The organism is Agarivorans sp. Toyoura001 (assembly GCF_005405585.1).
In the GTDB taxonomy this organism is placed as follows: Bacteria; Pseudomonadota; Gammaproteobacteria; order Enterobacterales; family Celerinatantimonadaceae; genus Agarivorans.
In genome coordinates this window covers 49,608-76,213 of record NZ_BJEQ01000005.1, presented here as the reverse complement: position 1 = coordinate 76,213, position 26,606 = coordinate 49,608, and the positions used below count along the sequence as shown (strand labels likewise).

Annotated in this window: 18 protein-coding genes; 16 read left to right on the top strand and 2 right to left on the bottom strand. The window is 42.6% G+C overall.

Annotated features, from left to right (window positions below; genetic code table 11):
- Positions 1 to 126: 126 nt before the first annotated feature.
- The 9 genes from FFR00_RS08390 (at position 127) to FFR00_RS08350 (ending at position 15,098) form a co-directional block, all read left to right on the top strand.
- Complete coding sequence (locus FFR00_RS08390) at positions 127 to 465, top strand: Grx4 family monothiol glutaredoxin (protein ID WP_137672946.1); 339 nt, start codon at positions 127 to 129, stop codon at positions 463 to 465.
- A 161-nt stretch (positions 466 to 626) separates the two neighbouring features.
- On the top strand, positions 627 to 2,360 hold the full coding sequence (locus FFR00_RS08385; RefSeq protein ID WP_174235938.1) for a DEAD/DEAH box helicase: 1,734 nt from the start codon (positions 627 to 629) through the stop codon (positions 2,358 to 2,360).
- 84 nt (positions 2,361 to 2,444) lie between these two features.
- Positions 2,445 to 3,821, top strand: a complete 1,377-nt coding sequence (gene dacB, locus FFR00_RS08380) for a D-alanyl-D-alanine carboxypeptidase/D-alanyl-D-alanine-endopeptidase (RefSeq protein WP_161985125.1) — start codon at positions 2,445 to 2,447, stop codon at positions 3,819 to 3,821.
- A gap of 198 nt (positions 3,822 to 4,019) precedes the next feature.
- Positions 4,020 to 5,399 (top strand): sodium-dependent transporter, encoded by a 1,380-nt coding sequence (locus tag FFR00_RS08375; protein WP_137672944.1) that lies wholly within the window; start codon positions 4,020 to 4,022, stop codon positions 5,397 to 5,399.
- Between the two features lie 143 nt (positions 5,400 to 5,542).
- Positions 5,543 to 8,167, top strand: coding sequence for an aminopeptidase N (pepN, locus tag FFR00_RS08370; protein ID WP_137672943.1), 2,625 nt, complete (start codon positions 5,543 to 5,545; stop codon positions 8,165 to 8,167).
- A 15-nt stretch (positions 8,168 to 8,182) separates the two neighbouring features.
- Entirely contained in the window at positions 8,183 to 8,401 is a 219-nt protein-coding gene (locus FFR00_RS08365) for a DUF2835 family protein (protein WP_137672942.1), read from the top strand.
- A gap of 158 nt (positions 8,402 to 8,559) precedes the next feature.
- On the top strand, positions 8,560 to 13,389 hold the full coding sequence (locus tag FFR00_RS08360) for an NAD-glutamate dehydrogenase (protein ID WP_137672941.1): 4,830 nt from the start codon (positions 8,560 to 8,562) through the stop codon (positions 13,387 to 13,389).
- A 57-nt stretch (positions 13,390 to 13,446) separates the two neighbouring features.
- Entirely contained in the window at positions 13,447 to 14,457 is a 1,011-nt protein-coding gene (pyrD, locus tag FFR00_RS08355; RefSeq protein ID WP_137672940.1) for a quinone-dependent dihydroorotate dehydrogenase, read from the top strand.
- An 89-nt stretch (positions 14,458 to 14,546) separates the two neighbouring features.
- On the top strand, positions 14,547 to 15,098 hold the full coding sequence (locus tag FFR00_RS08350) for a cell division protein ZapC domain-containing protein (protein WP_137672939.1): 552 nt from the start codon (positions 14,547 to 14,549) through the stop codon (positions 15,096 to 15,098).
- Here FFR00_RS08350 and FFR00_RS08345 read toward each other — a convergent pair whose 3' ends face one another.
- Positions 15,099 to 15,737 (bottom strand): arylesterase, encoded by a 639-nt coding sequence (locus tag FFR00_RS08345; protein WP_137673115.1) that lies wholly within the window; start codon positions 15,735 to 15,737, stop codon positions 15,099 to 15,101. It abuts the gene before it with no gap.
- A gap of 21 nt (positions 15,738 to 15,758) precedes the next feature.
- Between FFR00_RS08345 and FFR00_RS08340 the strand changes: the two genes are divergently transcribed.
- The 4 genes from FFR00_RS08340 to FFR00_RS08325 all read left to right on the top strand — a co-directional run bounded on the left by FFR00_RS08340 (position 15,759) and on the right by FFR00_RS08325 (position 22,193).
- Positions 15,759 to 16,457, top strand: a complete 699-nt coding sequence (locus FFR00_RS08340; protein ID WP_137672938.1) for an ABC transporter ATP-binding protein — start codon at positions 15,759 to 15,761, stop codon at positions 16,455 to 16,457.
- 10 nt (positions 16,458 to 16,467) lie between these two features.
- Positions 16,468 to 18,966, top strand: coding sequence for an ABC transporter permease (locus FFR00_RS08335; RefSeq protein WP_137672937.1), 2,499 nt, complete (start codon positions 16,468 to 16,470; stop codon positions 18,964 to 18,966).
- Positions 18,967 to 19,099: 133 nt separating this feature from the next.
- Complete coding sequence (gene cysB, locus FFR00_RS08330; protein WP_137672936.1) at positions 19,100 to 20,086, top strand: HTH-type transcriptional regulator CysB; 987 nt, start codon at positions 19,100 to 19,102, stop codon at positions 20,084 to 20,086.
- A gap of 277 nt (positions 20,087 to 20,363) precedes the next feature.
- Positions 20,364 to 22,193, top strand: coding sequence for a diguanylate cyclase (locus FFR00_RS08325; RefSeq protein WP_137672935.1), 1,830 nt, complete (start codon positions 20,364 to 20,366; stop codon positions 22,191 to 22,193).
- Between the two features lie 6 nt (positions 22,194 to 22,199).
- On the opposite strand, the gene FFR00_RS08320 is transcribed toward FFR00_RS08325, so the two are convergent.
- The gene (locus tag FFR00_RS08320; protein WP_137672934.1) at positions 22,200 to 22,604 is read right to left on the bottom strand and encodes a GFA family protein; all 405 of its coding nucleotides are present in this window, start codon (positions 22,602 to 22,604) and stop codon (positions 22,200 to 22,202) included.
- A gap of 358 nt (positions 22,605 to 22,962) precedes the next feature.
- On the opposite strand from FFR00_RS08320, the gene FFR00_RS08315 reads away from it, so the two are divergent.
- Genes FFR00_RS08315 through FFR00_RS08305 form a run of 3 tightly spaced genes read left to right on the top strand, consistent with a single transcriptional unit; the run spans position 22,963 to position 26,589 of the window.
- A complete protein-coding gene (locus tag FFR00_RS08315; RefSeq protein WP_137672933.1) occupies positions 22,963 to 23,712 on the top strand; it encodes a hypothetical protein in 750 nt (249 codons plus the stop codon).
- A complete protein-coding gene (locus FFR00_RS08310) occupies positions 23,675 to 25,552 on the top strand; it encodes an SLC13 family permease (protein WP_137672932.1) in 1,878 nt (625 codons plus the stop codon). The genes FFR00_RS08315 and FFR00_RS08310 overlap by 38 nt, the downstream gene beginning before the upstream one ends.
- Positions 25,552 to 26,589, top strand: a complete 1,038-nt coding sequence (locus FFR00_RS08305; protein WP_137672931.1) for a hypothetical protein — start codon at positions 25,552 to 25,554, stop codon at positions 26,587 to 26,589. Before FFR00_RS08310 ends, FFR00_RS08305 begins: the two co-directional genes overlap by 1 nt.
- The last annotated feature ends 17 nt before the right edge of the window (positions 26,590 to 26,606 follow it).

Here is a 26,606-nt window from a genome sequence, read left to right as displayed (position 1 = left end):
TATGTGGCAAAGCAAAAACACTAAAAAAAATTGATCTAGCGCAAAGTGGTGAAATCGGCGACTATTTTTGCTAGGGTACGCCCAACACCTAGAATAGACTTAGTGTAAAAATTAGAGAAGTTTAAAATGGAAACGATTGACAAAATCAAACAGCAAATTGCTGAAAACCCAATTCTACTTTACATGAAAGGTTCGCCTAAGTTCCCAAGCTGTGGCTTTTCTGCGCAAACAGTAGAAGCCGTTATGCAATGTGGTGAACGTTTCGCGTATGTAGATATTCTACAAAATCCAGACATTCGTGCAGAGCTACCAAATTACGCTGATTGGCCAACCTTCCCACAACTTTGGGTTGAAGGTGAGCTAGTGGGCGGTTGTGACATCATCATGGAAATGTTCCGCACTGGTGAGTTACAACCTCTTATAAAAGAAACTGCTGAAAAGTACCCAGCAGCGGAAGAAGAATAGAAAGATAGCCTATACTAAAAGCTACTAACCGCTCACTAGAGCGGTTTTTTATTGTCGCCTATCAAGACGGCTAATGTTTTTCCATAAAAATGTAAAATCAATGAGACTTTTTGTGATCAAAAGCGTATAGTGCGCATCCTTTAAATAATTGTGGGCCAAATATGACCGAATCCAGCAGTTCAAGTTTTGAGCAATTCGCTCTACCTGAAACCATTTTAAAAGCTATTTCCGAGATTGGATTCGAGACGCCGTCTCCTATTCAGGAAAAAACCATTCCATTGCTGCTGGAAGGACATGATGTACTTGGCTTAGCACAAACAGGTACCGGTAAAACCGCTGCTTTCTCTTTGCCGTTAATTGCAAAGTTAGACCCTAAGCTAAACGCGCCACAAATGTTGGTTCTTGCTCCTACGCGTGAACTAGCTAACCAAGTAGCCGATGCCATTAAAGACTTTAGTCGTCATATTCCTGGTTTACGCGTGCTGCCTATTTATGGTGGTGCAGATTACGGACAACAAATTAAGGAGCTACGTCGTGGCCCACAAATTGTTGTTGGTACGCCTGGACGTACTATCGATCACCTAGATCGTGGCAAGCTTAAGCTTGACCAACTAAAAGCCCTAGTATTAGACGAAGCAGATGAAATGCTACGTATGGGCTTTATTGATGATGTTGAACGCATTATGCGCGATATGCCTAAAGAGCGCCAAACAGCGTTGTTCTCAGCAACGATGCCGCCGGCAATCAAAAACATCACTAAAAATTACATGTCTGAGCCAAAAGAAGTAAAAATTGCGGCTAAGACTCAAACTGTATCAAATATTGAGCAGTTCTATTGGCACGTTGCTGGTTTAAACAAAATAGAAGCGTTGGCCCGTATTCTAGAAGTTAACAGCGACAGCGCTTCAATTATTTTTGCCCGCACAAAAACCTCAACCACTGATATTGCTGAGCGATTGGAAGCTAAAGGTTTCAGTGTTGCTGCACTGAACGGCGACATGAACCAAAGCATGCGTGAGCGCACGATTACTCGTTTGAAATCTGGCAAGCTAGACATCGTAGTAGCAACTGATGTTGCAGCACGTGGTTTAGATGTAGAACGCATTGGCTTAGTGGTTAACTTTGACATTCCATACGATGCAGAAGCTTACGTTCACCGTATTGGCCGTACTGGTCGTGCTGGACGTAGCGGTAAAGCGGTAATGTTTGTTGGTTACCGTGAACAGCGTTTGTTGCGCAACATTGAACGCGTAACACGTCAAAAAATTGAGCAAATGCAGCTACCTACTCGTGAAGAGATTGAGAAGAAACGTGTTTCTAGCTTCCAAGAAAAGCTTGCTGCAGCAGTAGAAAATGCACAATTAGAAGATTACCAAACGATTGCTTCTGAACTTGCGACCAACCTTGGCATGAGCGAACTTGAACTCGCTACAGCTTTGTTGTTCCAAGCTCAAACAGCACGTCCGTTTAAATTGCCTACCGACCCAGAACCTCGTTCTTCACGCTTCAGCAATGAACGCGGACAACGTGGCGAACGCTCGCAACGCGGCGAACGTGGTGAGCGTAATCATCGCGGTCAACGTGGTGGAGAGCGCGGTGAACGCCCAAGTCGTAACGAAGCTGGTGCCGCTAAACGTAAACGCCGCACTGCAGATGTTGAAATGAACACTTACCGCGTAGACGCAGGTAAAGAACATGGTGTTCAAACTAAACACATTGTAGGCGCCATTGCCAACGAAGCGAATATCAGCAGCGATTACATTGGTAGCGTAAAATTGTTTGATAGCTACTCAACGGTAGAGCTACCAAGCGGTATGCCTGAGAAAACTTTCAATCATCTAAAACGTAGTTTTGTTCGCCAACGTGCGATGCGTTTAGAGTTGATAGCTCAATAGGCAGTTAAAATAACAAGCAAAAGGTGAACTTCGGTTCACCTTTTTTATATACTCTCGGTACTGATTTTATGAATGCCGATTAACATGCCCCTGTTTATTAAAATTTCCCTTCTCTGGTTTTGTTTTTTCTCACTGGCTAGTCAAGCTGAACTAGTTTCGCCTCCTGGAACCATTGTTAGCTTTGTTGGGCCTAATGGTTCTCAAAACAGCCAATTGTTGCTTACCCCGGCTAGTACTTTAAAGGTGATTACCGCCACTGCAGCCATTAAACAACTTGGCGCAGATTATCGCTTTAATACCCAAGTGAGTGTGAAGGCTAGTCCCGAAGGGCTGCATCTTCGCTTACATATGCGTGGAGACCCCAGTTTTACCTCCCATGATCTTAAATCTCTATTAGCTCAAGTCACTAAAGGTTTTGGAAAAAAAGTGGCCTCAATAACCATAGATGAGGGGGTTTTTAGTGGTCATAGCCGTAGCCAAGGCCAAGTTTGGAATGATATAGGCATTTGTTTTGCCTCACCTGTGAGTGCGCTGAACATCGATAGCAATTGTGTCAATGGCAACTTAAAGCCAGGAGAATTAGGCCAGTTAAGCAAACTTCATGTGAGTGATACTCAGTTATTGAGTATTGATAACCAGATAACCACGGTGAGTAGAGAGCATCAAGATTGCGAACAAAGCTTGATAGTGGGGGATAACAACCAGTATCAACTCAAAGGTTGTATTAACCAAAACGCTAGGATGATGCCGTTACGTTTTTCGATTAATGATGAACAGCAATATTTCACGCTTAAGTTACGCAGGGTATTACGTCAACTTGGGGTGACTTACCAAGGTAAAATAAGTTATCGCACCCAGTTATCTGCATATGAATCAACATTCAGTCACCGCTCGGTTCCGCTCATCGATTTAGTAGAATTCATGCTGGTGGAATCGGACAACCTCACTGCCGATAGTTTGTTTAAGACGATTGCCGTGGAGCAACAACGGGCGGGTAGTTATCAAGCCGCTAGCGAGTTGGTTAAGCAACAATTAACCGAGCTAGGTCTAGATCTTAGCTATACGGCTTTAAGAGATGGCTCTGGTTTATCTCGAGAAAACTTGGTCAGCGCCGAGTTGCTCTACAATCTGCTTGAGCTTTGGTTAATAGATCCTGATTTAACCCCGCTTATTGATAAGTTGCCAGTAGCTGGGGTGAGTGGCACTTTAAAGTATCGACGCAGTGTAACGCGCCCACCGTTGAAAGCACATATTCATGCTAAAAGTGGCTATGTAAACGGCGTAATAAACCTAGTGGGTTTTATTGAAAAACAGGGAGAAATGACGCCCTTTGTATTTATGACAAATGGGGTATCGTTAAATGAGCAACAAACTAAGGCCCTAAGGCAACGACAAATAATTCATCCAGTACTAGGCTATGAAAGGGACTGGCTTAAACAACAGTTAGCTGCAATAAAATAGCAATTTATGCATTGTTGAAGAATTATTATTCGGCATATTAAACTGACTATTGAGTGTTATATAGATTGCTTGTAATGACGGATCGCATAAATTCAGCATAAAGATTCATTTTATCTGTAATTCTCATTCTGTTTATGCTTAGATCGGCGGCCTAAAACACGGACGCAATTAGCAAACACAATATAAAAAGAGAAAATCATGAGTAATAACACTTCAGTGAGCAATCGCTGGTCGAGTAACTTTGCTTACATTTTAGCGGCTACCGGTGCTGCTGTAGGTTTAGGTAATATTTGGAAATTCCCTTACATTATGGGCGAAAATGGCGGTGGTGCCTTCGTTCTAGTGTATCTACTATGTATTCTTTTCATTGGTATTCCGGTGATGATGGCCGAGGTTTATTTAGGTAAACAAGGCCGTTCGACACCGGCGAACGCTGTCGCAAAAGTGGCCTTAGAAAATGGTCGCTCTAAAAACTGGGCTTTCATTGGTGGCATGGGCGTACTTGCAGGCTTTTTAGTATTGAGCTTTTACATCGTTATTGCCGGTTGGGCGGTTGCGTATGTATTCAAATCTGCTGGTGGCGACATTTCTGCTGCAGCAGGCGATGCGAAACAAATTGGTGCGCTATTTGGCGATTTAACCTCTGATCCAAAGCAACTTATTCTTTGGGCTACGTTGGTAATAGTTGGCACTGTAGTCGTTTTGGCTAAGGGCGTTACTAAAGGCCTAGAGCGCATCGTTACCTTGTTAATGCCTGCGCTATTTGTATTGCTTACCATTATCATGATCTATGCAGCTATAACCGGTGATTTTGCCGCCGCAGTTAGCTTCATGTTTAGTCCTGATTTTTCTAAACTGACCATAAATGGCGTGCTTATGGCTCTTGGCCATGCCTTCTTCACGCTAAGTTTGTCTTCGGGCATTATGATGGTTTATGGCGCTTACCTGCCTGAAGGTGCGTCTATTGCTAAAACCTCTATCTACATTGCTATCGCCGATACCGTTGTTGCACTAATGGCTGGTTTAGCCATTTACCCAATTGTATTTGCCAATGGCATTGAGCCAAGTGCGGGCCCAGGTTTACTTTTTGTATCGTTACCTATTGCCTTTGGTACTATGCCGCTAGGTGGAGTGGTATCAACAATATTTTTTGTAATGGTTACGGTAGCGGCATTTACGTCGGCATTAGCATTGCTTGAGTCTACTTCAGCATACCTTGTTGAGCGTAAAGGTTTCCGCCGTAATATTGCTGCTATTGTATCTGGTGGCGCGGTTTGGTTATTAAGCCTAGGTACGATTGGTTCATTTGCAGGTTGGGAGATATTCCAATTTGAAGAAAGCCCAATGGGTAAAAACTTCTTTGAAGTTTTAGATTACATTACCGCGAACATACTTCTACCACTTGGTGGCTTATTCATTGCCGTATTTGTCGGTTGGATTGTTCAAGCTGACAATGTTAAGAAAGGAATGGGTTTAGAAAGCCAAGCTTTTCAAATGTTCTCTAAAAGCGTGCGCTTCATATCGCCTATCGCTATTGCAGTAGTATTTTTGAATGCGGTGGGTTTACTGTCGTTCTAAGTTTATTGCTATTAAAAAGTCGGCTTAGGCCGACTTTTTTGTTTTTAGCCTTAAGCTGAAAAGGTTAGCTGCTCTAACTAATATCTTTTACAATAACTTCATCTTAATTCGTGTATTTTCGACATTCTATAAAAGGACGTTTCATGGCCGACTCTTCAGCTCAACCTACAGCCAAATTCCGCTCAGACTACCAAGCACCTGCTTACACAATTGATAGTGTGGCCTTAGAGTTTGATTTAGAACCTCAATCTACTCGAGTTACTGCGGTGTCATCCGTCGTGCGTAAAGCTGAACACGCTTGTGACTTGATATTAGATGGCGAAAAGCTTGAGTTAGTTAGTTTGCGAGTTAACGGCGAGACACACCAAGATTATCAAATGAGTGATTCTCAACTGGTCATTCGAAACCTTCCAGAACAGTTTGAACTAGCCATTGTTACTCAAATTAATCCGGCAGAAAATAAAGCCTTTGAAGGCTTATATCAATCGGGTGATGCGTTTTGTACCCAATGTGAAGCAGAAGGTTTTCGCCGCATTACTTTTTTCTTAGATCGTCCCGATGTACTGGCGACGTATTCTACCAAGATTATTGCTGACCAAGCTCAATATCCATTTTTGCTATCCAATGGTAATAAGGTTGACCAAGGCGAATTAGAAAACGGCAAACACTGGGTCAGTTGGCAAGACCCATTTCCAAAACCTAGTTATTTGTTTGCTTTAGTCGCAGGTGACTTTGATTTACTCGAAGACAGCTTTGTGACTCAGTCTGGTCGAACGATTGCATTAGAATTATTTGTTGATAAGGGCAACCTAAATCGCACCGAGCATGCAATGGCGTCTTTAAAAGCCTCTATGAAATGGGATGAAGAGCGCTTTAATCTTGAATACGACTTAGACATTTACATGATTGTGGCGGTTGATTTTTTCAACATGGGTGCGATGGAGAATAAGGGCTTAAACGTATTTAACTCAAAGTATGTATTGGCCAACAAAGAAAGTGCTACAGATAACGACTTTTTAGGCATTGAAGCCGTGATCGGTCATGAGTACTTTCACAACTGGACGGGTAACCGCATTACTTGTCGTGATTGGTTTCAACTGTCGTTAAAAGAAGGGTTAACCGTATTTCGTGATCAAGAGTTTAGCTCTGATTTAGGCTCGCGCGCGGTAAACCGTATTAAGAATGTTCGAGTACTGCGTAGCCACCAGTTTGCTGAAGACGCAGGCCCAATGGCGCATCCAATCCGCCCCGATAAAGTGATTGAGATGAACAACTTTTACACCCTTACGGTGTATGAGAAAGGCGCAGAAGTGATTCGTATGTTACATACCTTATTGGGCGAAGAGGGCTTTCAGGCTGGTATGCAAACATATGTAGAACGCCATGATGGCCAAGCAGCCACCTGCGATGACTTTGTTAGCGCAATGCAAGATGCCAGTGGAAAAGATTTAACGGTGTTTAAACGCTGGTATAGCCAATCGGGTACACCGATACTTAATGTTGAAAGTACTTACGATGAAGTAAACAAGCAATTCAGTTTAAGTATTCGCCAACATACTCCTGCAACGGCCGAGCAAACCAACAAACAAGCGCTGCATATTCCGGTATCTATTGAGCTATTGGCTAACAGTGGACAGGCTTTTGCGCTAGAAATTAATGGTTTAGCTGTGTCAGAGGTGCTGGAGTTAACTGAAGATAAGCAAACGTGGTTGTTTGATAACATTAGCGAACAACCTACTTTGGTCATGCTGCAAGAATTCTCTGCGCCGGTTAAGTTAGATCTGTCTTATTCTACCGAGCAGCTATTGCTGATTATTAATCATGCTTCAAATACCTTCGCCCGTTGGGACGGTATGCAAAAATTAGTGACTGGGTGGATGGTTCAAGCGGTGAGCGCTATTCAGCAAGATAAAGCCCTAGAAATTGATCAAGCAATTGTGGCTACGTTCCGCCAGTTACTGGAAGATCAAAATATCGATAAAGGTTTATTGGCAGAGTTGCTAACGATTAGTGGTGAAAATGAAATCGCCGATAGTTTTGAGCGAGTAGATATTGATGCTATCGCTAAGGCGCGTGATTTCTTTATCGATAAATTGGCAGAGCACTTAGCCGAGCAGTTCTTGTTGCTAGAACAACGCTGCGCTGAACAAGACCAACAAAGCTTAGCCCATTCAGATATTGCCTTGCGCTCATTACGCGCGGCTTGTTTACAGTACTTGGCCTATAGCAAACCTAGTCTAGTGGCAGACGCTTATTTTGAAAGCCCATTAATGACCAATAAACTTGCTGCCATGTCTGCTGCAAATAATGCTGCTATCGAACAGCGTGCAGCCATGTTTAACGATTATGAAAAAAACTGGCAGCACGATGGTTTGGTGATGGATAAGTGGTTAGCATTACAAGCGAGCTTTTCAGAGGATGGCGCATTAGAACGGGTTAAGGGTCTAAGCCAACACCCAAGCTTTACCATGGAAAACCCAAATCGAGTTCGTTCCTTAATGGGTAGCTTTGCTAATAACAATGCTCGTCATTTCCATGCTAAAGATGGTTCTGGTTACCGCTACTTAACAGATATTCTGTGTATTCTTAATACTCAAAACCCACAGGTAGCGTCTCGTTTAATCACACCATTAATTCAAACGGTGAAACTTGACGATGAACGCAAAGGACTGATAATTAAGCAATTAGAACGATTAGCTAGCTTGGACGATCTTAGTAAAGATTTATTTGAAAAAGTCACTAATGGTTTACAGCAACTAAAGGCTTAATTAACCAAGTATCCGATGAAGCAGTACATTTTTAATTTACACATTTCTTACTTGGAATTTGAACGGGTCTACAAAGGTAGCGCCCGTTCAGTTATCGCTACCGACCAAACCGGTAAGCGGATCCAAATTCCTGCACTTCGCTTTTTACCTTTTTTAAATTCTGGTGGAGTGAGCGGTCGTTTTGTCTTATCTACCAATAACGAAAATAAATTCCTATCGCTTCAAAAAATCTAGTCAACAATGTTGTAAAAATGTAAAAGCATGGTCTAATTGTTTGTAAGGTTTAGCGTATATCTTATCGATTATTCTCTAAACCGAACTACACTAAAATAAACAATAAGCCGTTGTTTTAAACAATAATAATTTTACTCTACTAGGATAAGGAATGCGTTATGACAAGAGCGCAGCAACACGCCTCCGTACTGCTTAAAAAAGTCTACCAAATTGTTAATCAGAAACTTGATTCAAAGGCTGCGCCATTAGCCGAGGAGTTTCTCTCTCGGCTGTTTTCTGGCATGGGCAGCGACGATCTCGCCAATCGCAGCGACAGCGATTTATATGGGGTAGGGGTGGGCTTATGGAATGCCCTCAATCTTACTCAAACCTGCGACCGTCATATCAATGTTTATAACCCTGAACTAAGCCGCCATGGCTGGCAATCTACTCATACTATTATCGAGATTGTGGTTCCAGATTCCCCTTTTTTGGTGGACTCTATGCGGATGGCGTTAGGGCGTAGTGGCATAAATACCCATCTGCTAATGCATCAGCCAATGCGTTTAGATAGAGATGCGAACAATCAAATCACCGCAGTGCATGATGTGCAGCATGCTGAGTTGGGCAATCAAACCGTATTCATGATTGAGATTGATCGCCAAAGTGACGAAAAAGCGCTGCGTCGTTTAAGCAAAGAATTAAATACCGTATTAGACGAAGTCAATGTAGTGGTAAATGACTGGGCTTTGATGTTAGAAAAGCTGAAAACGGTTAGTAATGAATTGGCTAAGAGTAAAGGTTTAGCGGGTGAAGAATCGTTGAGCCAAAGTACCGCCTTTTTGGCCTGGATGGCAGATAATAATTTCACTTTGATGGGCTACCGCCACTACAGTTTGAAAAAGATAAAAGGTGATTTACAACTGATTCCGGACGAAAGCGGCAGCTTAGGTTTGTACCGAGAATATGTCACCAGTCAAGTGGTGACCCTATCGAGTTACACAAGTGCCGGACGAGATCTCGCCACTAATCAAACGCCCTTGGTGCTTAATAAAAGCAATCACAAGTCACGAGTACATCGTCCCGCCTATATCGACCACGTTGGCGTGAAGATTTTCGATAGTAAAGGCACAGTAATTGGTGAACATCGCTTTATCGGTTTATATGCTTCATCCATTTATAACCGCAGTGCCTTAGAGATCCCGTTAATCAATCAAAAGCTTGCCAGAATTATGGTGAACTCCGATTTGCCGGCCGGCTCCCACGCTTACAAGTCTTTGCTGAATATTATGGAGACTTATCCGCGCGATGAGTTAATTCAAGCCACCGAAGATGAGTTGCTCGATATTGGCTTGGGTGTCGAACAGATTCAAGAACGCGATTTAGTGAAGCTGTTTGTACGCAAAGACATCTATGGTCGTTTCTATTCTTGTTTGGTATACACCACCAAAGAGCGCTACAACACGGCTTTACGTATTCATAGCCAGCAGATTCTAAAGCAACATTTTAAATCTAAAGAAGATGTGGAGTTTTCTACCTATTTCACCGAAGGGTCAATGGCACGAACTCATTACCTTGTGAGAGTAGATAATAATCAGGAGTTCGACTTGAGCGAGTTACAAACCAACCTCATTGAAGCGGCTAGAACTTGGGAAGATAGGCTAGTTGACTCACTGATTTCTAATTTTGGCGAAGAACGCGCGATTCAGTTAAGCAACAAGTACCAAACAGCCTTTCCACGTTCTTATAAAGAAAACGTGCTACCAGGCTCTGCAGTGGCAGACATTATTCAGTTTGAAGACTTAAGTGATGAAAACCAACTCGGTATGTTGTTTTATCGCCCACAGGAAGAAAAGCTCAATACCAACCATGTACGCTTAAAGCTATTTCACTTAAATGAGCCTTTGCACTTATCCGACATTCTCCCGATGTTAGAAAATATGGGGCTTCGCGTTATTGGTGAAACACCTTATCGGCTAACTACTAGCGACGACAAAGTGTATTGGGTACTAGATTTCGCGATGTTGTTTGTTGGCGCACAAGACTTAGATATTGAACAAAATCGAGATAACTTCCAGCATGCCTTAGCCGAGATTTGGTCTGGCCAACTTGAAGATGATGGCTTTAACCGTTTGGTATTAGCTGCACAAGCCTCAGGGAGAGATGTGGCGTTATTGCGCGCTTACGCTAAATATATGCGCCAAATAGGTAGCAATTTTAGTCAAAGTTATATTGAAGAAACCTTTGCTAATTACCCTGATATCTCAATGCTACTCATGGAGTTGTTCCGTCGCCGTTTTAATCCGGGTTTAAAACGTTCAGATAAAACGGAAGAGAAAATAGAAGCCAAGCTAATTAGCTTGTTAGATGGCGTAGAGAACCTTGATGACGATCGAATCATTCGTCGTTATTTGGAAATGATTAAAGCAACGTTACGTACCAATTTTTATCAGCTTAACCAAGAAAAAGGCATTAAAGATTATATCTCATTTAAGATGAATCCAAGCCTGATCTCCGACATGCCACAACCTGTTCCGATGTTTGAAATCTTTGTCTATTCTCCTCGAGTAGAAGGGGTGCACTTACGCGGCGGTAAAGTAGCTCGTGGCGGATTACGTTGGTCTGATCGCCGAGAAGACTTCAGAACTGAAGTGTTGGGTTTAGTTAAAGCACAACAAGTAAAAAATACGGTGATTGTTCCGGTTGGCGCAAAAGGTGGTTTTGTTTGTAAACGCCTACCAAGCGCCAGTGATAGAGACGCGTGGCTAACGGAAGGTAAAGAGTGCTATCGCATCTTTATTCGTGGTTTGCTAGACATTACCGACAACAATGTAAAAGGTGAAATAGTCCCGCCTAAGCAGGTGGTACGCCGAGATGAAGACGACCCTTATTTGGTAGTAGCCGCCGATAAAGGCACGGCAACCTTTTCAGATATTGCTAACCAATTAAGCCACGAGTATCAATTTTGGATGGGAGACGCATTTGCTTCTGGTGGCAGCAATGGCTACGACCACAAAGGCATGGGCATCACCGCTCGTGGTGCTTGGGAATCGGTAAAACGTCACTTTCGAGAAATTGGTGTTGATTGCCAAACCACAGACTTTAGCTGTGTTGCAGTAGGCGATATGGCTGGAGATGTATTTGGTAATGGTATGTTGTTATCTGAACATACTTGTTTAGTGGCTGCATTTAACCATATGCACATTATTATTGATCCAACGCCTGATGCTGCGAGTTCATTTGTAGAGCGTAAACGCTTATTTGAGTTACCTCGCTCATCTTGGCAAGACTACAACACCAGCCTAATTAGCGAAGGCGGTGGCATTTTCTTGCGTAGTGCTAAATCAATTAAGTTGAGCCCACAAATTCAACAACTGCTAGCAACCAAAGAAACTAATGTAACGCCTAACGCGTTAATCAAACTTATTTTGTGTTCACCCGTCGATCTGTTCTGGAATGGCGGTATTGGAACTTATATTAAATCTACCAGCGAATCAGACTCCGATGTGGGAGATCGCGCCAACGACAGCCTACGGATTAATGGTAATCAGTTAGGCGCTAAAATTGTTGGCGAAGGCGGAAACCTTGGAATTACACAGCTGGGTAGAATTGAGATTGCAGCCAATGGCGGACGTATAAACACCGATTTTACTGACAACGTAGGTGGCGTAGATTGCTCTGATAACGAAGTAAATATCAAAATTCTGCTAAATGGTTTAGTCACGAACGGGGATCTTACCGAGAAACAACGTAACAAGTTGTTGGTGGATATGACCGAAAACGTTTCAGAAATAGTGCTCGAAAATGCCTATCGCCAAGGGCAGTCGATTAGTATTACTGAGCAATTAGGGGCCAGCACGGTTAAAGAAATCATTCGCTTTATGCACGCGCTAGAGCGGGATGGTTTACTCAACAGAAGCCTGGAGTTTTTACCTACAGACGAAGAATTAATAGAGCGCCAATCTAATGGTTTAGGGTTAACCCGCCCAGAATTATCTGTGTTGGTGGCTTACGGGAAAATGGTACTCAAAGAGTGGTTCAATGTTGAAGAAGTCACTGAAGATCCATATTTGAGTCAAACCCTAGTTAAATCTTTTCCAGTATTGCTACAAGAGCGCTATGTAGAGCAAATGCATAGCCATCCTTTACGTCACGAAATTGTGGCGACTCGATTGGCAAACAAAGTGGTAGACGACGTTGGTTTTAACTTTGTAACGCGCTTAGTCGAAGAAACTGGTGCTCATCCAGCAGAAATTTGTACTTGTTATGTGATTGCCTGCCAAGTATTTGGTGTGTGGGAGTTGTTTGACAAGATTGAGAGCCTCGATAATAAAGTTAACGCACAGTTGCAGCTTAAGATGATGGATAACATGCGTCGAATTATTCGTCGCGCTACACGTCGTTTCTTAACGCTACGCGATCGTTCGTTAAGTATTGCCCAACAAATAGATCGTTACCGACCTAGTTACTTACAGTTACAGCGAAGCTTAATGGAAGTTCTTGCTCCAGAAGAAGTAAAACTAGTAAACGCCGAATCGAAAGAATTGCAAGACCAACATGTACCTGCGGATATCGCTTGTGCAATGGCTAAAATGAATTCGATTTATTCGGTACTAGATCTTACTGAAGTCGCTGAGCAGGCTGAGCAAGATATTGTAGCGGTAGCTAAGCTTTACTTTAACTTGGGCGCAAACATTGGTTTGCACTGGTTCTTAGTGCAAATAAATCTGCAAAGCGTTGATAATCATTGGCAGGCATTAGCAAGATCCTCGTTTAGAGAAGATCTGGATTGGCAACAACGTCAACTTACCGTGAGTGCACTTAAGTGGGCCGCTAAAATGGAAAGTAGCGACGCGCTAGATGATTGGTTAGCTGCCCATGAAGGCCTGTTAGACCGTTGGAATCACATGTTAGCGGACTTTAAGACTGGTAATACTCATGAGTTTGCTAAATTTTCAGTTTTATTGAGGGAATTGAACCTTTTAAATTTAAACTGCTCCGTAAATTAGTATAAAATACTGCCCCCGAAGCCCTGCATCTTCGGGGGTCTTATACTAGGAGTTTAAATGTATTACCCACTTGCTCGAAAACTAATTTTCCAACTTGATCCAGAACGCGCTCACGATCTTACTATCGAGATGTTTAAACGCACTGGTGGAACACTGTTAGATCGTGTTTATCGCCAACATGTACCTTCTAACCCGGTAGATCTAATGGGGCTTACATTCCCTAATCCGGTGGGCTTAGCCGCTGGTTTAGATAAAAACGGTGAGTGTATTCAAGCATTTGACGCAATGGGCTTTGGTTTTGTTGAAGTAGGTACGGTTACACCACGTGCACAGTCGGGTAATGACAAACCACGTATCTTTAGGGTATTAGAAGCCGACGGTTTAATTAATCGTATGGGCTTTAATAACTTAGGGATCGATAATTTAATAAATAATGTAGAACAAAGTCAGTTTAAAGGGATCCTTGGGATCAATATTGGGAAAAACTTTGATACTCCTGTTGAGAAAGGAAAAGATGATTATTTAATAGGCATGAATAAAGCGTTTCCACATGCTTCATACATTGCTGTTAATATATCTAGTCCAAATACCCCTGGTTTACGATCTTTACAATATGGTGAAGCATTAGAAGATCTATTAAAGGATCTGACTGAACGTAAAGATCAATTAACTCAGCAATATAATAAACACGTTCCTTTATTGATCAAAATTGCACCAGATTTATCTGAAGATGAAATTGAACAGATAAGTGACTCTTTACTCAAATATAAACTTGATGGCGTTATCGCCACCAATACCACCCTTGAGCGTTCTATGATTGAGGGTATGCCGCACGCCGCTGAAGCCGGTGGCTTGAGTGGTCGTCCTTTGCAATTAAAGTCTACCGAAGTGATTCGAAAATTAGATCATTATTTGAAATCTGAGATCCCAATTATCGGGGTAGGTGGAATAGATTCAGCCATGGCTGCAAAAGAAAAAATGGATGCAGGCGCTAAATTAGTTCAGGTTTATAGTGGATTTATTTACAAAGGCCCGGAATTGATTAAACAAATATCGAATGCGGTATAAAAAATAGTAAATATATTTGTTTTTGTTGGGCTCACGTAGTACATTTGTTTATTAAGTGAGCTCAACACGGATAGTTCTGTTTTTAAATAATGTTAATTCAACCTAATAAACAATGGCACTGGGTATTTGATTCTAATAAGGGAGTAATGACTCTTGAGTTAGGGCCGAATATGTTGTTTGTGTCTAAGTTGTGTAAAAAGCGTTGTGTTCAACATGCCCAAGAAGACAGCCCATTTACTGCCGAGCACACTCAGCTTTATTATCAATTTCTAGAGCAATTAGAATCCTTTAATTGGTCAGATCCCATCAAAGTTCAAATTTGCCTTAATGCTGTTGCCTCAGCGCAATTTCTAAAACCTTTAATGCCGCAAAGTTGGTTTTTCAAAAGTATCGCGACTTCTTCGCAAAATCTGCTGGAACTGGGTAGCTTGGCTGTTTTACAAACCGAGCATTCGCAAACGCGTTGTGTAGTGGTTGAGGTTAGCGAGCAAACGTATACGTTAATGACGATAGAAGCGGGCATGGTGTTAGATGAACGTAAAACACTGAATCAGTTTGAGGCCATTAAGGTGATGCAAGATCGCGTAGCGTCTTTGTCACAACTACTACAAGACCAAAATGGCTTTGCTCAAACGGGCTAACTAGTTGTAAAGCAAATCGAGTAATTGCTGCTGCATTTGCTCGCTAATCATTGGCTGTGCCTGTTGATTAGGGTGAATCCCATCGTTTTGCATCAAATGTGTTTGAGTCGCTATATCTTCAATAAAAAAGGGCAGGTAGCTAACTTGCTTCTGTTCAGCAATTTTTGGGTAAAGTCCTTCAAAGGCTTGGCGGTATCGCTTTCCATAGTTAGGGGGAATACGGATCTGCATTAATGCCACCTGCACATCGTGTTGCTTTGCCAAGTCGATTATTGCGTTTAAGTTGTTTTCAATATTACTGGTTGGGTGACCTTGTAAACCGTCGTTCCCACCTAATTCAATCAGTAACCAATCAATGTTATGTTGTTCCAGTAAGCTAGGAAGGCGTCGTAACCCGCCAGCTGTAGTTTCGCCACTAATACTGGCGTTGATAAGATCTACTGGCTGATTATTCACGTTGTAGTATTGTTGACTGAGCGCAACCCAACCTTGGTCGATTGTCATGCCATAACCTGCGCTTAAACTGTCGCCTAATATCAAAATAGATTTTGAATTAGAGAAAGCTTTTGTATTCAATGTAAAAAAGAGTAAAACAAATAGTGCGAACAGCGAAAAACTTTTACTTTTGTGTCTAACCATCATTCTTGAGCACCTACTTTTATGCCAACAACCGAATCAACTTTAGCGCCTAACATAATCATAAACGCCAGCGGACTCAATCATCATGTTGCAACTCATGCCGGAAACCTGAGTTTATTGAACGATATAAACCTGCAAATAAAGCAAGGTGAGTCTTTGGCCATAGTAGGCGCATCTGGTTCGGGGAAAACCACCTTGTTAAGTATTCTGGCAGGCTTAGATAGCGCTAGCCAAGGCAATGTTAACTTGTGTGGGCAAAACTTGGAATCTTTGGACGAAGAGCAAAGAGCCAGTTTAAGACGTGAAAACGTAGGCTTTATTTTCCAACAGTTTTTATTGGTCCCTGCTTTATCGGCGCTTGAGAACGTTATGTTACCTGCTGAGCTTAAGGGGGTAGCTAACGCTAGGCAATTGGCAGAACAGTGGTTAGAAAAAGTAGGTTTGGCAGAAAGACACGACCATTATCCAAACCAACTCTCTGGTGGTGAGCAGCAAAGGGTAGCAATTGCTCGCGCATTTATCAGCCAACCAAAAGTGTTGTTTGCCGATGAACCCTCGGCAAATCTCGATAACAGTAATGGTCAAATTATTGAAGATTTATTGTTTGAACTAAATCAGCAGTCAGGCACAACGCTTGTACTAGTGACTCACGAGCTTAAGTTAGCAGAACGTTGTGCAAGGCAAATTACTTTGCAAGCTGGCAGAATTATCAAGCAATAAGGAACAAACCATGAAAAGTTTGATATGGCGTTTGTTTCGAGCTGAATTACGCCGAGGCGAGTTAACCATTGTTGCCGCAGCCATTGTATTGGCTGTGAGTTCTGTATGGCTGTTTACCAGTATTACCGACCGCATGGAACAGGCTATTTTTAATAAAAGTGGTGACTTTATTGCCGCAGATAGGGTGGTGCGTAGTGCTCATCCGGTAGATTTACCCTTAGCTGAACAAGCGGATGACCTCGAGCTCGATTACGCTGAGCAACTGCTTTTTCCATCAATGGTTTATGGTAACGAAAACCTAGTGCTTGCCAGCGTCAAAGCGGTGTCAGAGCAATATCCCTTAAAAGGTAGCTTACGGATTAGCTCAGATGTGGCTGGCAGTGATGCCGCGCAAAAACAGGGCATTGCGGTTGGAGAGGCTTGGTTGGCTGAACGATTATTTTATCAACTTAAGGTTGATGTAGGTGATGCCATAGAAATAGGTGAAGCTGAGTTTATTATTAGCGGGCGAATTGTTAATGAACCTGATGCGCCGTTTAGTGTGTTTATGACGGCCCCCCGAGTCATTATTAATATTAATGATGTAGCCAAAACGGAAGTAGTACAACCTGGTAGCCGTTTGGCGTATCGCTACATGTTTGCTGGAGAAAAGACTAATTTAGCTGAATTTGAAAACTGGGTGAAACCGCTGTTAGCCGACAATCAACGTTTAGTTAATGTAAGCAGTGGTGATTCGCCCTTGGCTGGCGCTTTGCAGAAGGCGCAGCAATTTTTATTATTGGCTGGCCTTATTGGCATTTTATTGGCCAGTGCAGCTATTGCTGTTGCTAGCCGTTTATATTGCCAGCGACATTACGACACGGTCGCAATGTTTAAAGTATTAGGCGCTAGCAAGCCGCAAATTAGGGCCATTTATTTAGGGCATTTTTTTGCGGTTATCGTGGCCTCTATTGTGATTGGCGTTGGGGTGGCGTTTATCGTTCAATGGCCTGTGGCAAATTACGTAGAAAGCTTGCTGAATATAACACTTCCTAGTGCCGGCGCCTCGCCTTACTTAATGGCGATAGGCAGCGGACTTATCTGCGGGATTACCTTTACTCTTCCTACACTTATTCAACTCTTCGACATCGCACCTATGCGAGTGATTCGTCGCGACAGCGATGATGGAGTGGTAAACCCACTGTGGGTTGGAATTTGGATGCTGTTAAGTGTATTTGTATTGCTGCTGCTTTACAGCGGTTCGCTAATGTTGAGCTTAATACTGCTAGGTGTTGGTATTGCAGCAGTGGCTTTGTTGCTGGTTATTAGCCAGTTACTGTTGTGGTTTGGTAAAAAACGCGCCGCTAGCCTGCGTAATTTGAGCCTTAAAATTGCAGTTTCATCATTGTACAAACGTGCCAAACAAAATCGAGTGCAACTGATTGGTTTTACGGTGGCGATTAAATTGGCCTTGGTGGTTTGGGTTATTCAACAAGATTTGATTAGTGAATGGCAACAACAGTTGCCTGAGGGTGCGCCCAATCACTTTATGTACAATATTAGCGAGCCTCAGAAACCGTTAATCAACGCGCGCTTTGAAAACGAGAATGTAGAACTTACTGAAATGTTCCCTATGCTACGTGGCCGATTAGTCTCTATTAACGACGAAGTGGTAAGCCAACAGCGCGAGGGTGAATACTCGGAAAAAAATTCATCACGTAGGCGTGGTGCTGGGCGAGAGCTTAATTTGAGTAGCGTGGCTAACTTGCCTTACCGGAATGCGCTATTAGAAGGAGAATGGCTAAACGCGAGCAGTGTAAATGAAGCCTCGGTAGAACAAGATTTTGCTCAGCGCCTCAATATTACTGTTGGCGATAAACTTGGCTTTATGGTGGGTGCGAGCGAGATAGTGGTAAATGTGACCAGTGTCCGCAGCGTTGATTGGAATACAATGCAACCCAACTTTTATGTGCTGCTTAGCCAAGACATTTTAAAAGATTTTCCCACTGGCTATTTAACCTCCTTTAATTTACCTGAAAACAAAAGTGCCTGGATGGCTGAAACCATGGCCAGTTTTCCTACCTTGGTTCTTATTAATGTAAAAGCGCTGATTACACAGTTGTCGCAAGTTGTCGATCAAGTGGCATTGGCACTGCGTTTGGTATTAGTGGTGGTGTTGCTAGCTAGTAGTTTAGTGCTGTATGCGCAGGTGCAAAGTTCATTAGAAGAGCGCAGGCAACAGACTGTGATATTGCGTACCTTGGGGGCCAGCGCTAAGTTACTGCGCAATGCTGTTATTTATGAATTTGTTATTCTAGGGTTCTTAGCGGGTTTTATTGCCGCGAGCGCAGCACAGACTATCTTACTACTATTGCAAGTGATGGTATTTGATATTGGTGCGTCGATTAACTGGGGATTATGGTTATTAGGCCCAGTGATTGGCACCTTGTTAGTCTCGGTGATGGGAGCAGGGGCCACCTTACGTTTACTAAAACAGAATTCGGCACAATTAGTGAGAAATTTGAACTAATTAACGACTGACAAATATGTAGTGGAAAGACATTTCATTCTCTGGTTGTTTGATTATATACTTATAAAAAAATGTAATAAGAAACCCACTAACGGGCAGTTAGTTGGAGTTTCGCGCCAGAGAATTTAACTACATGAAATTGCAGCAGTTACGTTACATCGTAGAAGTCGTTAACAATAACCTTAATGTGTCGGCGACTGCGGAAAGCTTGTATACCTCCCAGCCGGGCATCAGTAAGCAGATACGCTTATTAGAAGATGAGCTTGGTGTTCAAATTTTTAAACGTAGCGGCAAACACCTCAGCCAAGTGACTCCTGCGGGTAAGGAAATTATCCGCATTAGTAACGAGATCATGGCTAAGGTGGAGAGCATTAAGGCAGTGGCTAACCAGCATACTCACCCTGATCAAGGCTCCTTGAATATATCAACCACTCATACTCAAGCACGTTATGCATTGCCTGAAGTGATTCAAGGCTTTATTCATCGTTACCCTAATGTGTCCTTGAATATGCATCAAGGAACGCCGAATCAAATTAACGAAGCGGTTGCCAAGGGAAGTGCCGACTTTGCTATTGCAACTGAAGCACTGCACATTTTCTCTGATTTAGTGATGTTGCCCTGTTATCACTGGAATCGCAGTATTCTGGTGCCTAAAGAGCACGAGTTAGCTAAAAAACACCTTAACGGAGAAGTTGTTACCGTTAACGATTTGGCTAAACACTCGATTGTTACTTACATCTTCGGCTTTACAGGTCGCTCTGATCTCGATGATGCCTTTGGCCGAGCAGGTAAAGTACCTAAAATTGTATTTACTGCTACCGATGCAGATGTAATAAAAACTTATGTGCGTATGGGGATTGGTGTGGGCGTACTAGCCAGTATGGCCATTGATAAGCAACATGACCAAGATTTAGTGGCGATTGACGCGAGCCATTTATTTAGAGCCAGCACAACAAAGATTTGTTTTAGAAAAGGCACGTTCTTGCGTACTTATATGTACGACTTTATTGAACGATTTGCTCCACACTTAACTAGAGATATTGTAGATAAAGCTGTGCAAGCTAAGTCGCTGGATGAAGTAGAGGCGTTGTTTACCAATATTGATTTACCTGTGATGTAAATCTACCGCTTAAAATAAAAAAGCAGCCTAATGGCTGCTTTTTTATTGGCTTGTCTATACTACGGGAGCAGTCAATAAAATGTAGTTTAGGCATCGTTGCCGAGGCCTTAATTTTCGTGATGACAAATCGCTAATTAGAGCCCGCCCCGTAGACTTCTTTAACGTTTGTCTTTAAGCTTCTTGGATAGTGGTTAATGTTTTGTTACAGGGCTGTACGAACATTAGAAATAGAGCTACTTCACTCAACGCAGGGAAAGCGTATTTACGCAACATCATCATGACAATTAACTCTTTACGCAGCTTAAGTCAGCAGGTGCTGACCGTTTTCGTTCTACTATTTTGCGGGTTAGTTGCAACTAAAACATATGCTGAGTCTTTAACGGCCTTACATGTAAATGGCTTAGAAGATGGCAGCCGTTTAGGGCAGTACTTTCATGTGTGGCATGATGAAAGTGGTAGCGCTGATTTAGCCGATGCCATTGCCGCTTTTCGTTTACATAAATTCTCCCCGCTAAAAAGCAAAGGTTCTACGGGTTTACAGGCCGGCGCGTTTTGGAGCGTTTTCTACCTACATAATGATAGTGATAAACCTATTACTCTCAATCTAGAGTATGTAGACCATCAGCTGATTTATTTAAGTGCTTATCAGCGTAATACAAGCGCACCAAGCTTTCTTGAGATAGCAGATCTCGCCCTTAGCAATCCCTTTTCAGAGCGCTTAGTCAGTCACCAACGTTTTGTTGTGCCGGTAGAGCTAGGAGCAGGAGAGACTTATCAATTCTATTTTCGATTTGGCTCAGACGAGAAGGGCTTTGTATTCCCAGACCTAAGGCTCTGGCAGCCAGACAAAATGCACTATGTGCAAAGCATTGAACTGGGAAGTATCGCCTTTTTAGTCGGTGGATTAGCACTGATGGCAATTATTTCTTTAGTTACTGGTGTAGCCACAAACGACAAAACTTATTATGCCTATTTCGTTTATGCTGGGACTAAGTTAGCCACCTGGCCAACCATTCTTGGCTTTAGTCATATGTTCTTTGTACGAGAAGATTTTCACTGGAGTTACATGTCTCTCACGGGAGCTATGTCTATTATGACAGGGGTTATCTTTGCTCGAATTTTTCTCCAGACTAAAGTTAATACGCCGCGTTTAGACTACGTTCTCAAGTTTATGATTCTAAATGCAGGTTTATTGGCATTAGCCGCGTTAACCAGAGAAACCGTGTTCTCGGTAGTGCTTATTACTATCGCCTTACTGCTTTACCCTGTGTTAGCCATTGCCAGTCTTATTCGTTGGTATCAAGGGTCTAAAGAGTCCGCTGTATACACCTTAGGCTGGACAGTGTTGATTATTGGTCTATTTAGCCAAGCCTTGCGTGACCTAGGCTTAGTTGAACATACTTTTGTTACTTATTATTGGCCCGTAGTGGCGTCTTACAGTGAAATGATGGTGATCATGGTTGCCATGGGGATCCACTTGTTCAGATTACGACGCTTAAAAGAACAAGCGGAGTTACGTTACCGCAGCCAATTAGAGCGCGCTAAGCAAGAGTTAGAAATATTGGTGTCTGAGCGCACTCACGCTTTAGAAGTGGCTAAATCAGAAGCCGAGAAAGAAGCGCGTACCGATCCGCTTACTGGAATCAATAACCGACGCAGCTTTATGGCTAAATCAGAAGCTATGTTCGACAGTTGCCGAAATCGCTCGCACCCCATGTCTATGCTGATGTTCGATATCGATCATTTTAAAAAGATTAATGATAATCATGGGCATGCTGTTGGTGATCAAGCGCTCAAGCTGTTTGCGACCACTATTGAAAGTGAAATTCGAGACGGTGACGTGTTGGGTCGCTTGGGTGGGGAAGAGTTTGGACTTGCCTTGTACTCTGATAAAGATACGGCTATTCACACCGCCGAACGTTTACGTAGCGCGGTAGAAAGGATTTACCTAAACACTGGCGTCGTACAGGTACGATTTACTACCAGTATTGGTGTTGCCTTGATGGAAGCCGAAGAAAGCATAGAGCAATTGATGAGTCATGCTGACCAAGCTCTGTATAAAGCAAAAGAAAGTGGCCGAAACAAAGCTGTAGTATCGGCCGCCTAAAGCGGTTTATTCAGGAAATCCAGAATACTGTTTAATGCCCCTTATGTTTTTGTACCAGGTCGCTTTTTCTTTTACAAAAATATGGTCTTGAGGCGCTAAGCTTGGGCTGCTATCTAATGATCCAGCCGGAACAATTACCCAGCGTTTACTCGACGACAGATAGGGAACAGGGCTGCCGCAGTGTTTACAAAAAGCATTGGAAATATTCCTACCAGGAACATCATATTGGTTTATTTGCTGCTTTCCACTTAACCACGTAAAGCGGCTCGGTGTTAAAAACAAGTTGGATACGTGGGCACCACCGGAGATCTTTTTGCATTGGTCACAATGGCAAAGATGAAACTGCTCGAAGTTATCCTCTGCTTCAAATCTTACCGCTTCACACAAACAAGTGCCTCTTAATACCTTCATTTGGTTTATCTCCGTAAGTATTTCGTGATGAATTGTACTAAATGCCGTTCAATCTCTTATGCCTTGATGGTATATCAAAAATATTAATAAATGATAAAAATATCTTACAGAGGTCTTTTTACATTAAATTCGTCCATATCTTGATACACGCATTTAACATTTAAATTGCGTTAAAGCAGAAATTTACTCGTCTTTATGGTAATTCTATTAGTAATAGCGATTGCAATTAAGTAACTCGCCTTTCGTTACATATTAATAACAAATACAAAATTCCATTTATGGTAACAATTAGCTAGTGCATTTTGGTTATATGCACGCAGTGGCAATGGAACTGCCAAGATAGATTTAGGGACAAATCGTGAAACCATTAACAACCTCCGCAATGAGCTTGCTATTAAGCCTCTGTGCGTTAGTTGGCTGTAGCCAACATTTAACGAACCTAGACAGCAACTACCAAGACGCAGTTGTTCAAGCTGCATTTCCAAGTAACCAAGATGTGAGTCACAACTTGTTCGCTCTCAACCAACAAAATGAGTCGCTGCAATGGAACGAACAAGGCGACAAAGTGTTGGTAGTGACTTGGAAAAACCAACAAGCGATTGACCAGTTCATCTTACCTAACACCCACAGTTCAGAAAACCCAGACTATCCAATTTGGGTAAGCTTGGCGCCGCAGTTACGTCAGTTTTGCCAATACTACGTTAAACAACATCCTGGTTTAGAGCAGGAACAATTAGCCTTGCGCTTAAAGCAATATCTAGGCCTTGACCCCAATTGGCATTACGACGCTATAGTGAGCCTGTATGTTAAGCCTGACGATCTATTTCGCCCTTGTGTTGACCCAGAAACTAACGATAGCAGTTGCCAATTAGAGGCAAGCAACATTACTGGCTCGGTAAAGGGGATAGATAACTACGCCAATTATTACCAGCAGTTATATTTCAAAAGTTTTCGAGCTACGGCAGGCGTTCCTTGGACTGGCTTAGGTTACACCTTTGATTGGGGGAACCCTGCGTCTAGACAAGGCGCAAGTGAATACATTTTGGTTCCCGGTGCAGAGTATCAAGTACATGCCGTCACCTCTACGAAGCAATATTGCCATGAGTGATTCAGCGCAGTTACAAGCATTGGGGGATTTTCTTAAGGCAACGCCGGCCTTTGCTGGGTGTGATAAAGAAGATCTAGCACGGTTATTAGCAAATATAAGTATCGAGAAACTAGCTGCTGGCGAGCGTCTTTGTCATACCGGTGATACTGCAGATAAGCTTTATTATTTACTAGAGGGGGAGCTAGAAACTACTAATAAAGACCAAGTTAAAGGGCCCATTAGTGGTTTTTTCGGTGAGGAGTCAGCACTCGGTATGCGCAGCTACATTTACGATATTGAAGTTGTAGATTGCGCCGAGGTAGTTGTGCTCCCACTAGAAACAATAAAAACTCTGGTTAGGTATTCAAGCTTCAAGCAAAGTTTGCTGGATAGTTTTCACGCACGTTTAGCTGGGCAAACCCATGTAGAAGTAGATTTATCTAAACAGCCAGAAGTAGAGATTGGATACCGATTACTGATTGGTTGGCTGTTTGCTTTAATTACCCCAGTTATGATTTACATGGGCCTGCAATATAGCGACGAAGGCCTGCATCAAGATGCCATCTATTTTGCTTCCATTCTGGGCATATGTTCGATCATGTGGATTTTTCGTTTACTCCCCGATTATGTGCCGGGTTTATTTGCGGTGTTAAGCGCAGTGTTGTTGGGGATTACCAGTAGCGAATCGGCATTTTCAGGATTCTCTAGCAATAGCTTTTTTATGGCTTTAAGTATTTTGGGATTAAGTGCGGTGATACGTTCTTCAGGCTTAAGTTATCGCATGTTATTGCATTTACTGTTAATTGGGCCAGCCTCAAAGATTTGGTATAACCTTAGCTTTTTTAGTGTCGGAGCGTTACTTACCCCAGTTGTACCAACGGTTAATGGCCGAGTGACTATTGTTGCGCCTTTCTTAAAAGACTTGCTCAGTGGCGCTTCAAAAGAAGCTCGCGAACAAGAAGGGCCGCGTTTAAAAGCCAGCTTGCTGTTTGGCGCGAGCTTACTGTCGCCTATTTTCGTGAGCAGCAAATCGGTTAACTTTATTGTGCTAGGTATGCTGCCTCAGCAAGTTCAGCAATACTTTCAATGGTTAGACTGGTTAATTGCCGCTGTGGTTTGTGGTTTAGTTTTGTTGTTACTTTATGTCATCGCGCTGTGTTGGATTTATCGCAATAATCAAAACTTAACAATCCCTAAATCGATAAGTGATCAGCAGCTAAAAACTCTAGGCCCGTTAAATCCCGCTGAATGGTCATCTATTCTTGGCCTAATTGTGCTTATTGCCAGTTTATTGTTTGCCAATACTCACCGTATAGAGGTGGCATGGGTTGCGTTGGCGATCTTGTTTTACTTGATGATGTTTGGCTTTCTAAATCCTAATCAATTTAGGCAAAAGATTGATTGGAGCTTTCTAGTTTTTCTCGGTTCTTTAATCGGTATGGTCGATATTATTCACCAAGTTGAACTAGACGTATGGCTGACCGGAAAAATTTATTGGTTAGCAGCTTATATGCAAGAAAGCTTGGCCTTATTTGTGGTCATGTTAGCGCTAATCGTGAGCTTAGTGAGGCTGGTATTACCGATTAACGCCACCGTGGTCATCTTAGCGACCTTGCTTATCCCTGCATCGATTGAAGTTGGCGTAAATCCCTGGGTGATAGGGTTCTTAGTGCTGTTTCTTTCAGAAAGCTTTTTTTGGCCGTTTCAAGCGTCTTATTACATGCAGTTCCTCAGTTTAACCACTGGGGTGGTTAGCAACGACGAAGCCAAACTCATGAAGATGAATATTGCGATCTACTTATTTAAGTTAATTGCGGTGTACGCCAGTATTCCTTATTGGCAAAGCATGGGCCTTATTTAATGAAAAAAATCTTATTAAGTATAGTGATGTTAAGCTTTTTGGTGGCCACCATTACCATCACATTAGTTGAGGGGGCATCTCGCCCTCGGATTTTAATTTTACATAGCTACGATACCGACTACTCGTGGACTCGCACGGTTAATCAAGGCATTAAACGGGTGAAAACCGCGCATCTAAATGTGGATATTCGTTACCACTACATGAACACTAAAAATCAATCTAGTGAAGCGGCTAAACGCCGAGCTGCAGTGGTAGCCCATAGAGTTGTAGATTCTTATCTTCCCGATGTATTGATTGTTATTGACGATGACGCCCAGCGTTTAGTGGCGGTCGATTATTTAGACCGCCCTGAGTTACAGATTGTATTTGCCGGTGTAAATGCCGAACTAGAAACTTACGGTTACCAAAATGCCAATAATGTAACGGGGATTTTGGAACGAAAATCAGTGTTGGCGATTAAAGAAGTATTGCGCTTGTTGGTGGAAGCTCAGCCTACACCCGGAAAGTTAGATGGAAAGGTCATCTATTTATCTGATAAGTCTTCTTCTGCGAAACATGACGCGGATTACCTTGCCAAACAACAATGGGATCCCATTCTTTACCAAGGCCATTTAGCGGTGAGTAGCTTTGAGGAATGGAAGCAAACCGTGCTGTCTTTGGCTGGGCGTTACCAGTTTTTACTGGTTGGTGGCTACCGTAAATTGGTAGGCGGCGAGGGTGGAGAGTTTGTATCTGCCAAAGATGTCGCACAATGGACCGAACAACATTCGCCTTTACCAATAATTGGCATTAATGCCTTTAATTCAGAAGACGGCATGATGCTGTCTATTGGCGCTTCTCCTTTTGAGCAAGGAGAAGTCGCGTTTACTCGCGCGATGCAGTTGGTGGATAAACCCTCTAATTTGGCGCAAATGCCAGTAACAGTGTCTAAGCAATACATTGTCGCGCTGCGCCGCGAGGCATTGCTTAAACGTGAAATCCAAGTGCCTAAAGTATTAGAGGCATTTGCTCGTGCTACCGATAATTATTTTGAATAAAAATAGCAAAGGAAGAC

Coding starts and splice junctions, on each gene's coding strand:
- dacB (WP_161985125.1), top strand. CDS start 2,445: ATGCCCCTGTTTATTAAAATTTCCCTTCTCTGGTTTTGTTTTTTCTCA.
- FFR00_RS08325 (WP_137672935.1), top strand. CDS start 20,364: ATGACAATTAACTCTTTACGCAGCTTAAGTCAGCAGGTGCTGACCGTT.
- FFR00_RS08390 (WP_137672946.1), top strand. CDS start 127: ATGGAAACGATTGACAAAATCAAACAGCAAATTGCTGAAAACCCAATT.
- FFR00_RS08305 (WP_137672931.1), top strand. CDS start 25,552: ATGAAAAAAATCTTATTAAGTATAGTGATGTTAAGCTTTTTGGTGGCC.
- FFR00_RS08360 (WP_137672941.1), top strand. CDS start 8,560: ATGACAAGAGCGCAGCAACACGCCTCCGTACTGCTTAAAAAAGTCTAC.
- FFR00_RS08350 (WP_137672939.1), top strand. CDS start 14,547: ATGTTAATTCAACCTAATAAACAATGGCACTGGGTATTTGATTCTAAT.
- FFR00_RS08345 (WP_137673115.1), bottom strand. CDS start 15,737: ATGGTTAGACACAAAAGTAAAAGTTTTTCGCTGTTCGCACTATTTGTT.
- FFR00_RS08335 (WP_137672937.1), top strand. CDS start 16,468: ATGAAAAGTTTGATATGGCGTTTGTTTCGAGCTGAATTACGCCGAGGC.
- FFR00_RS08385 (WP_174235938.1), top strand. CDS start 627: ATGACCGAATCCAGCAGTTCAAGTTTTGAGCAATTCGCTCTACCTGAA.
- FFR00_RS08365 (WP_137672942.1), top strand. CDS start 8,183: ATGAAGCAGTACATTTTTAATTTACACATTTCTTACTTGGAATTTGAA.
- FFR00_RS08310 (WP_137672932.1), top strand. CDS start 23,675: ATGCCGTCACCTCTACGAAGCAATATTGCCATGAGTGATTCAGCGCAG.
- pyrD (WP_137672940.1), top strand. CDS start 13,447: ATGTATTACCCACTTGCTCGAAAACTAATTTTCCAACTTGATCCAGAA.
- cysB (WP_137672936.1), top strand. CDS start 19,100: ATGAAATTGCAGCAGTTACGTTACATCGTAGAAGTCGTTAACAATAAC.
- FFR00_RS08320 (WP_137672934.1), bottom strand. CDS start 22,604: ATGAAGGTATTAAGAGGCACTTGTTTGTGTGAAGCGGTAAGATTTGAA.
- pepN (WP_137672943.1), top strand. CDS start 5,543: ATGGCCGACTCTTCAGCTCAACCTACAGCCAAATTCCGCTCAGACTAC.
- FFR00_RS08375 (WP_137672944.1), top strand. CDS start 4,020: ATGAGTAATAACACTTCAGTGAGCAATCGCTGGTCGAGTAACTTTGCT.
- FFR00_RS08340 (WP_137672938.1), top strand. CDS start 15,759: ATGCCAACAACCGAATCAACTTTAGCGCCTAACATAATCATAAACGCC.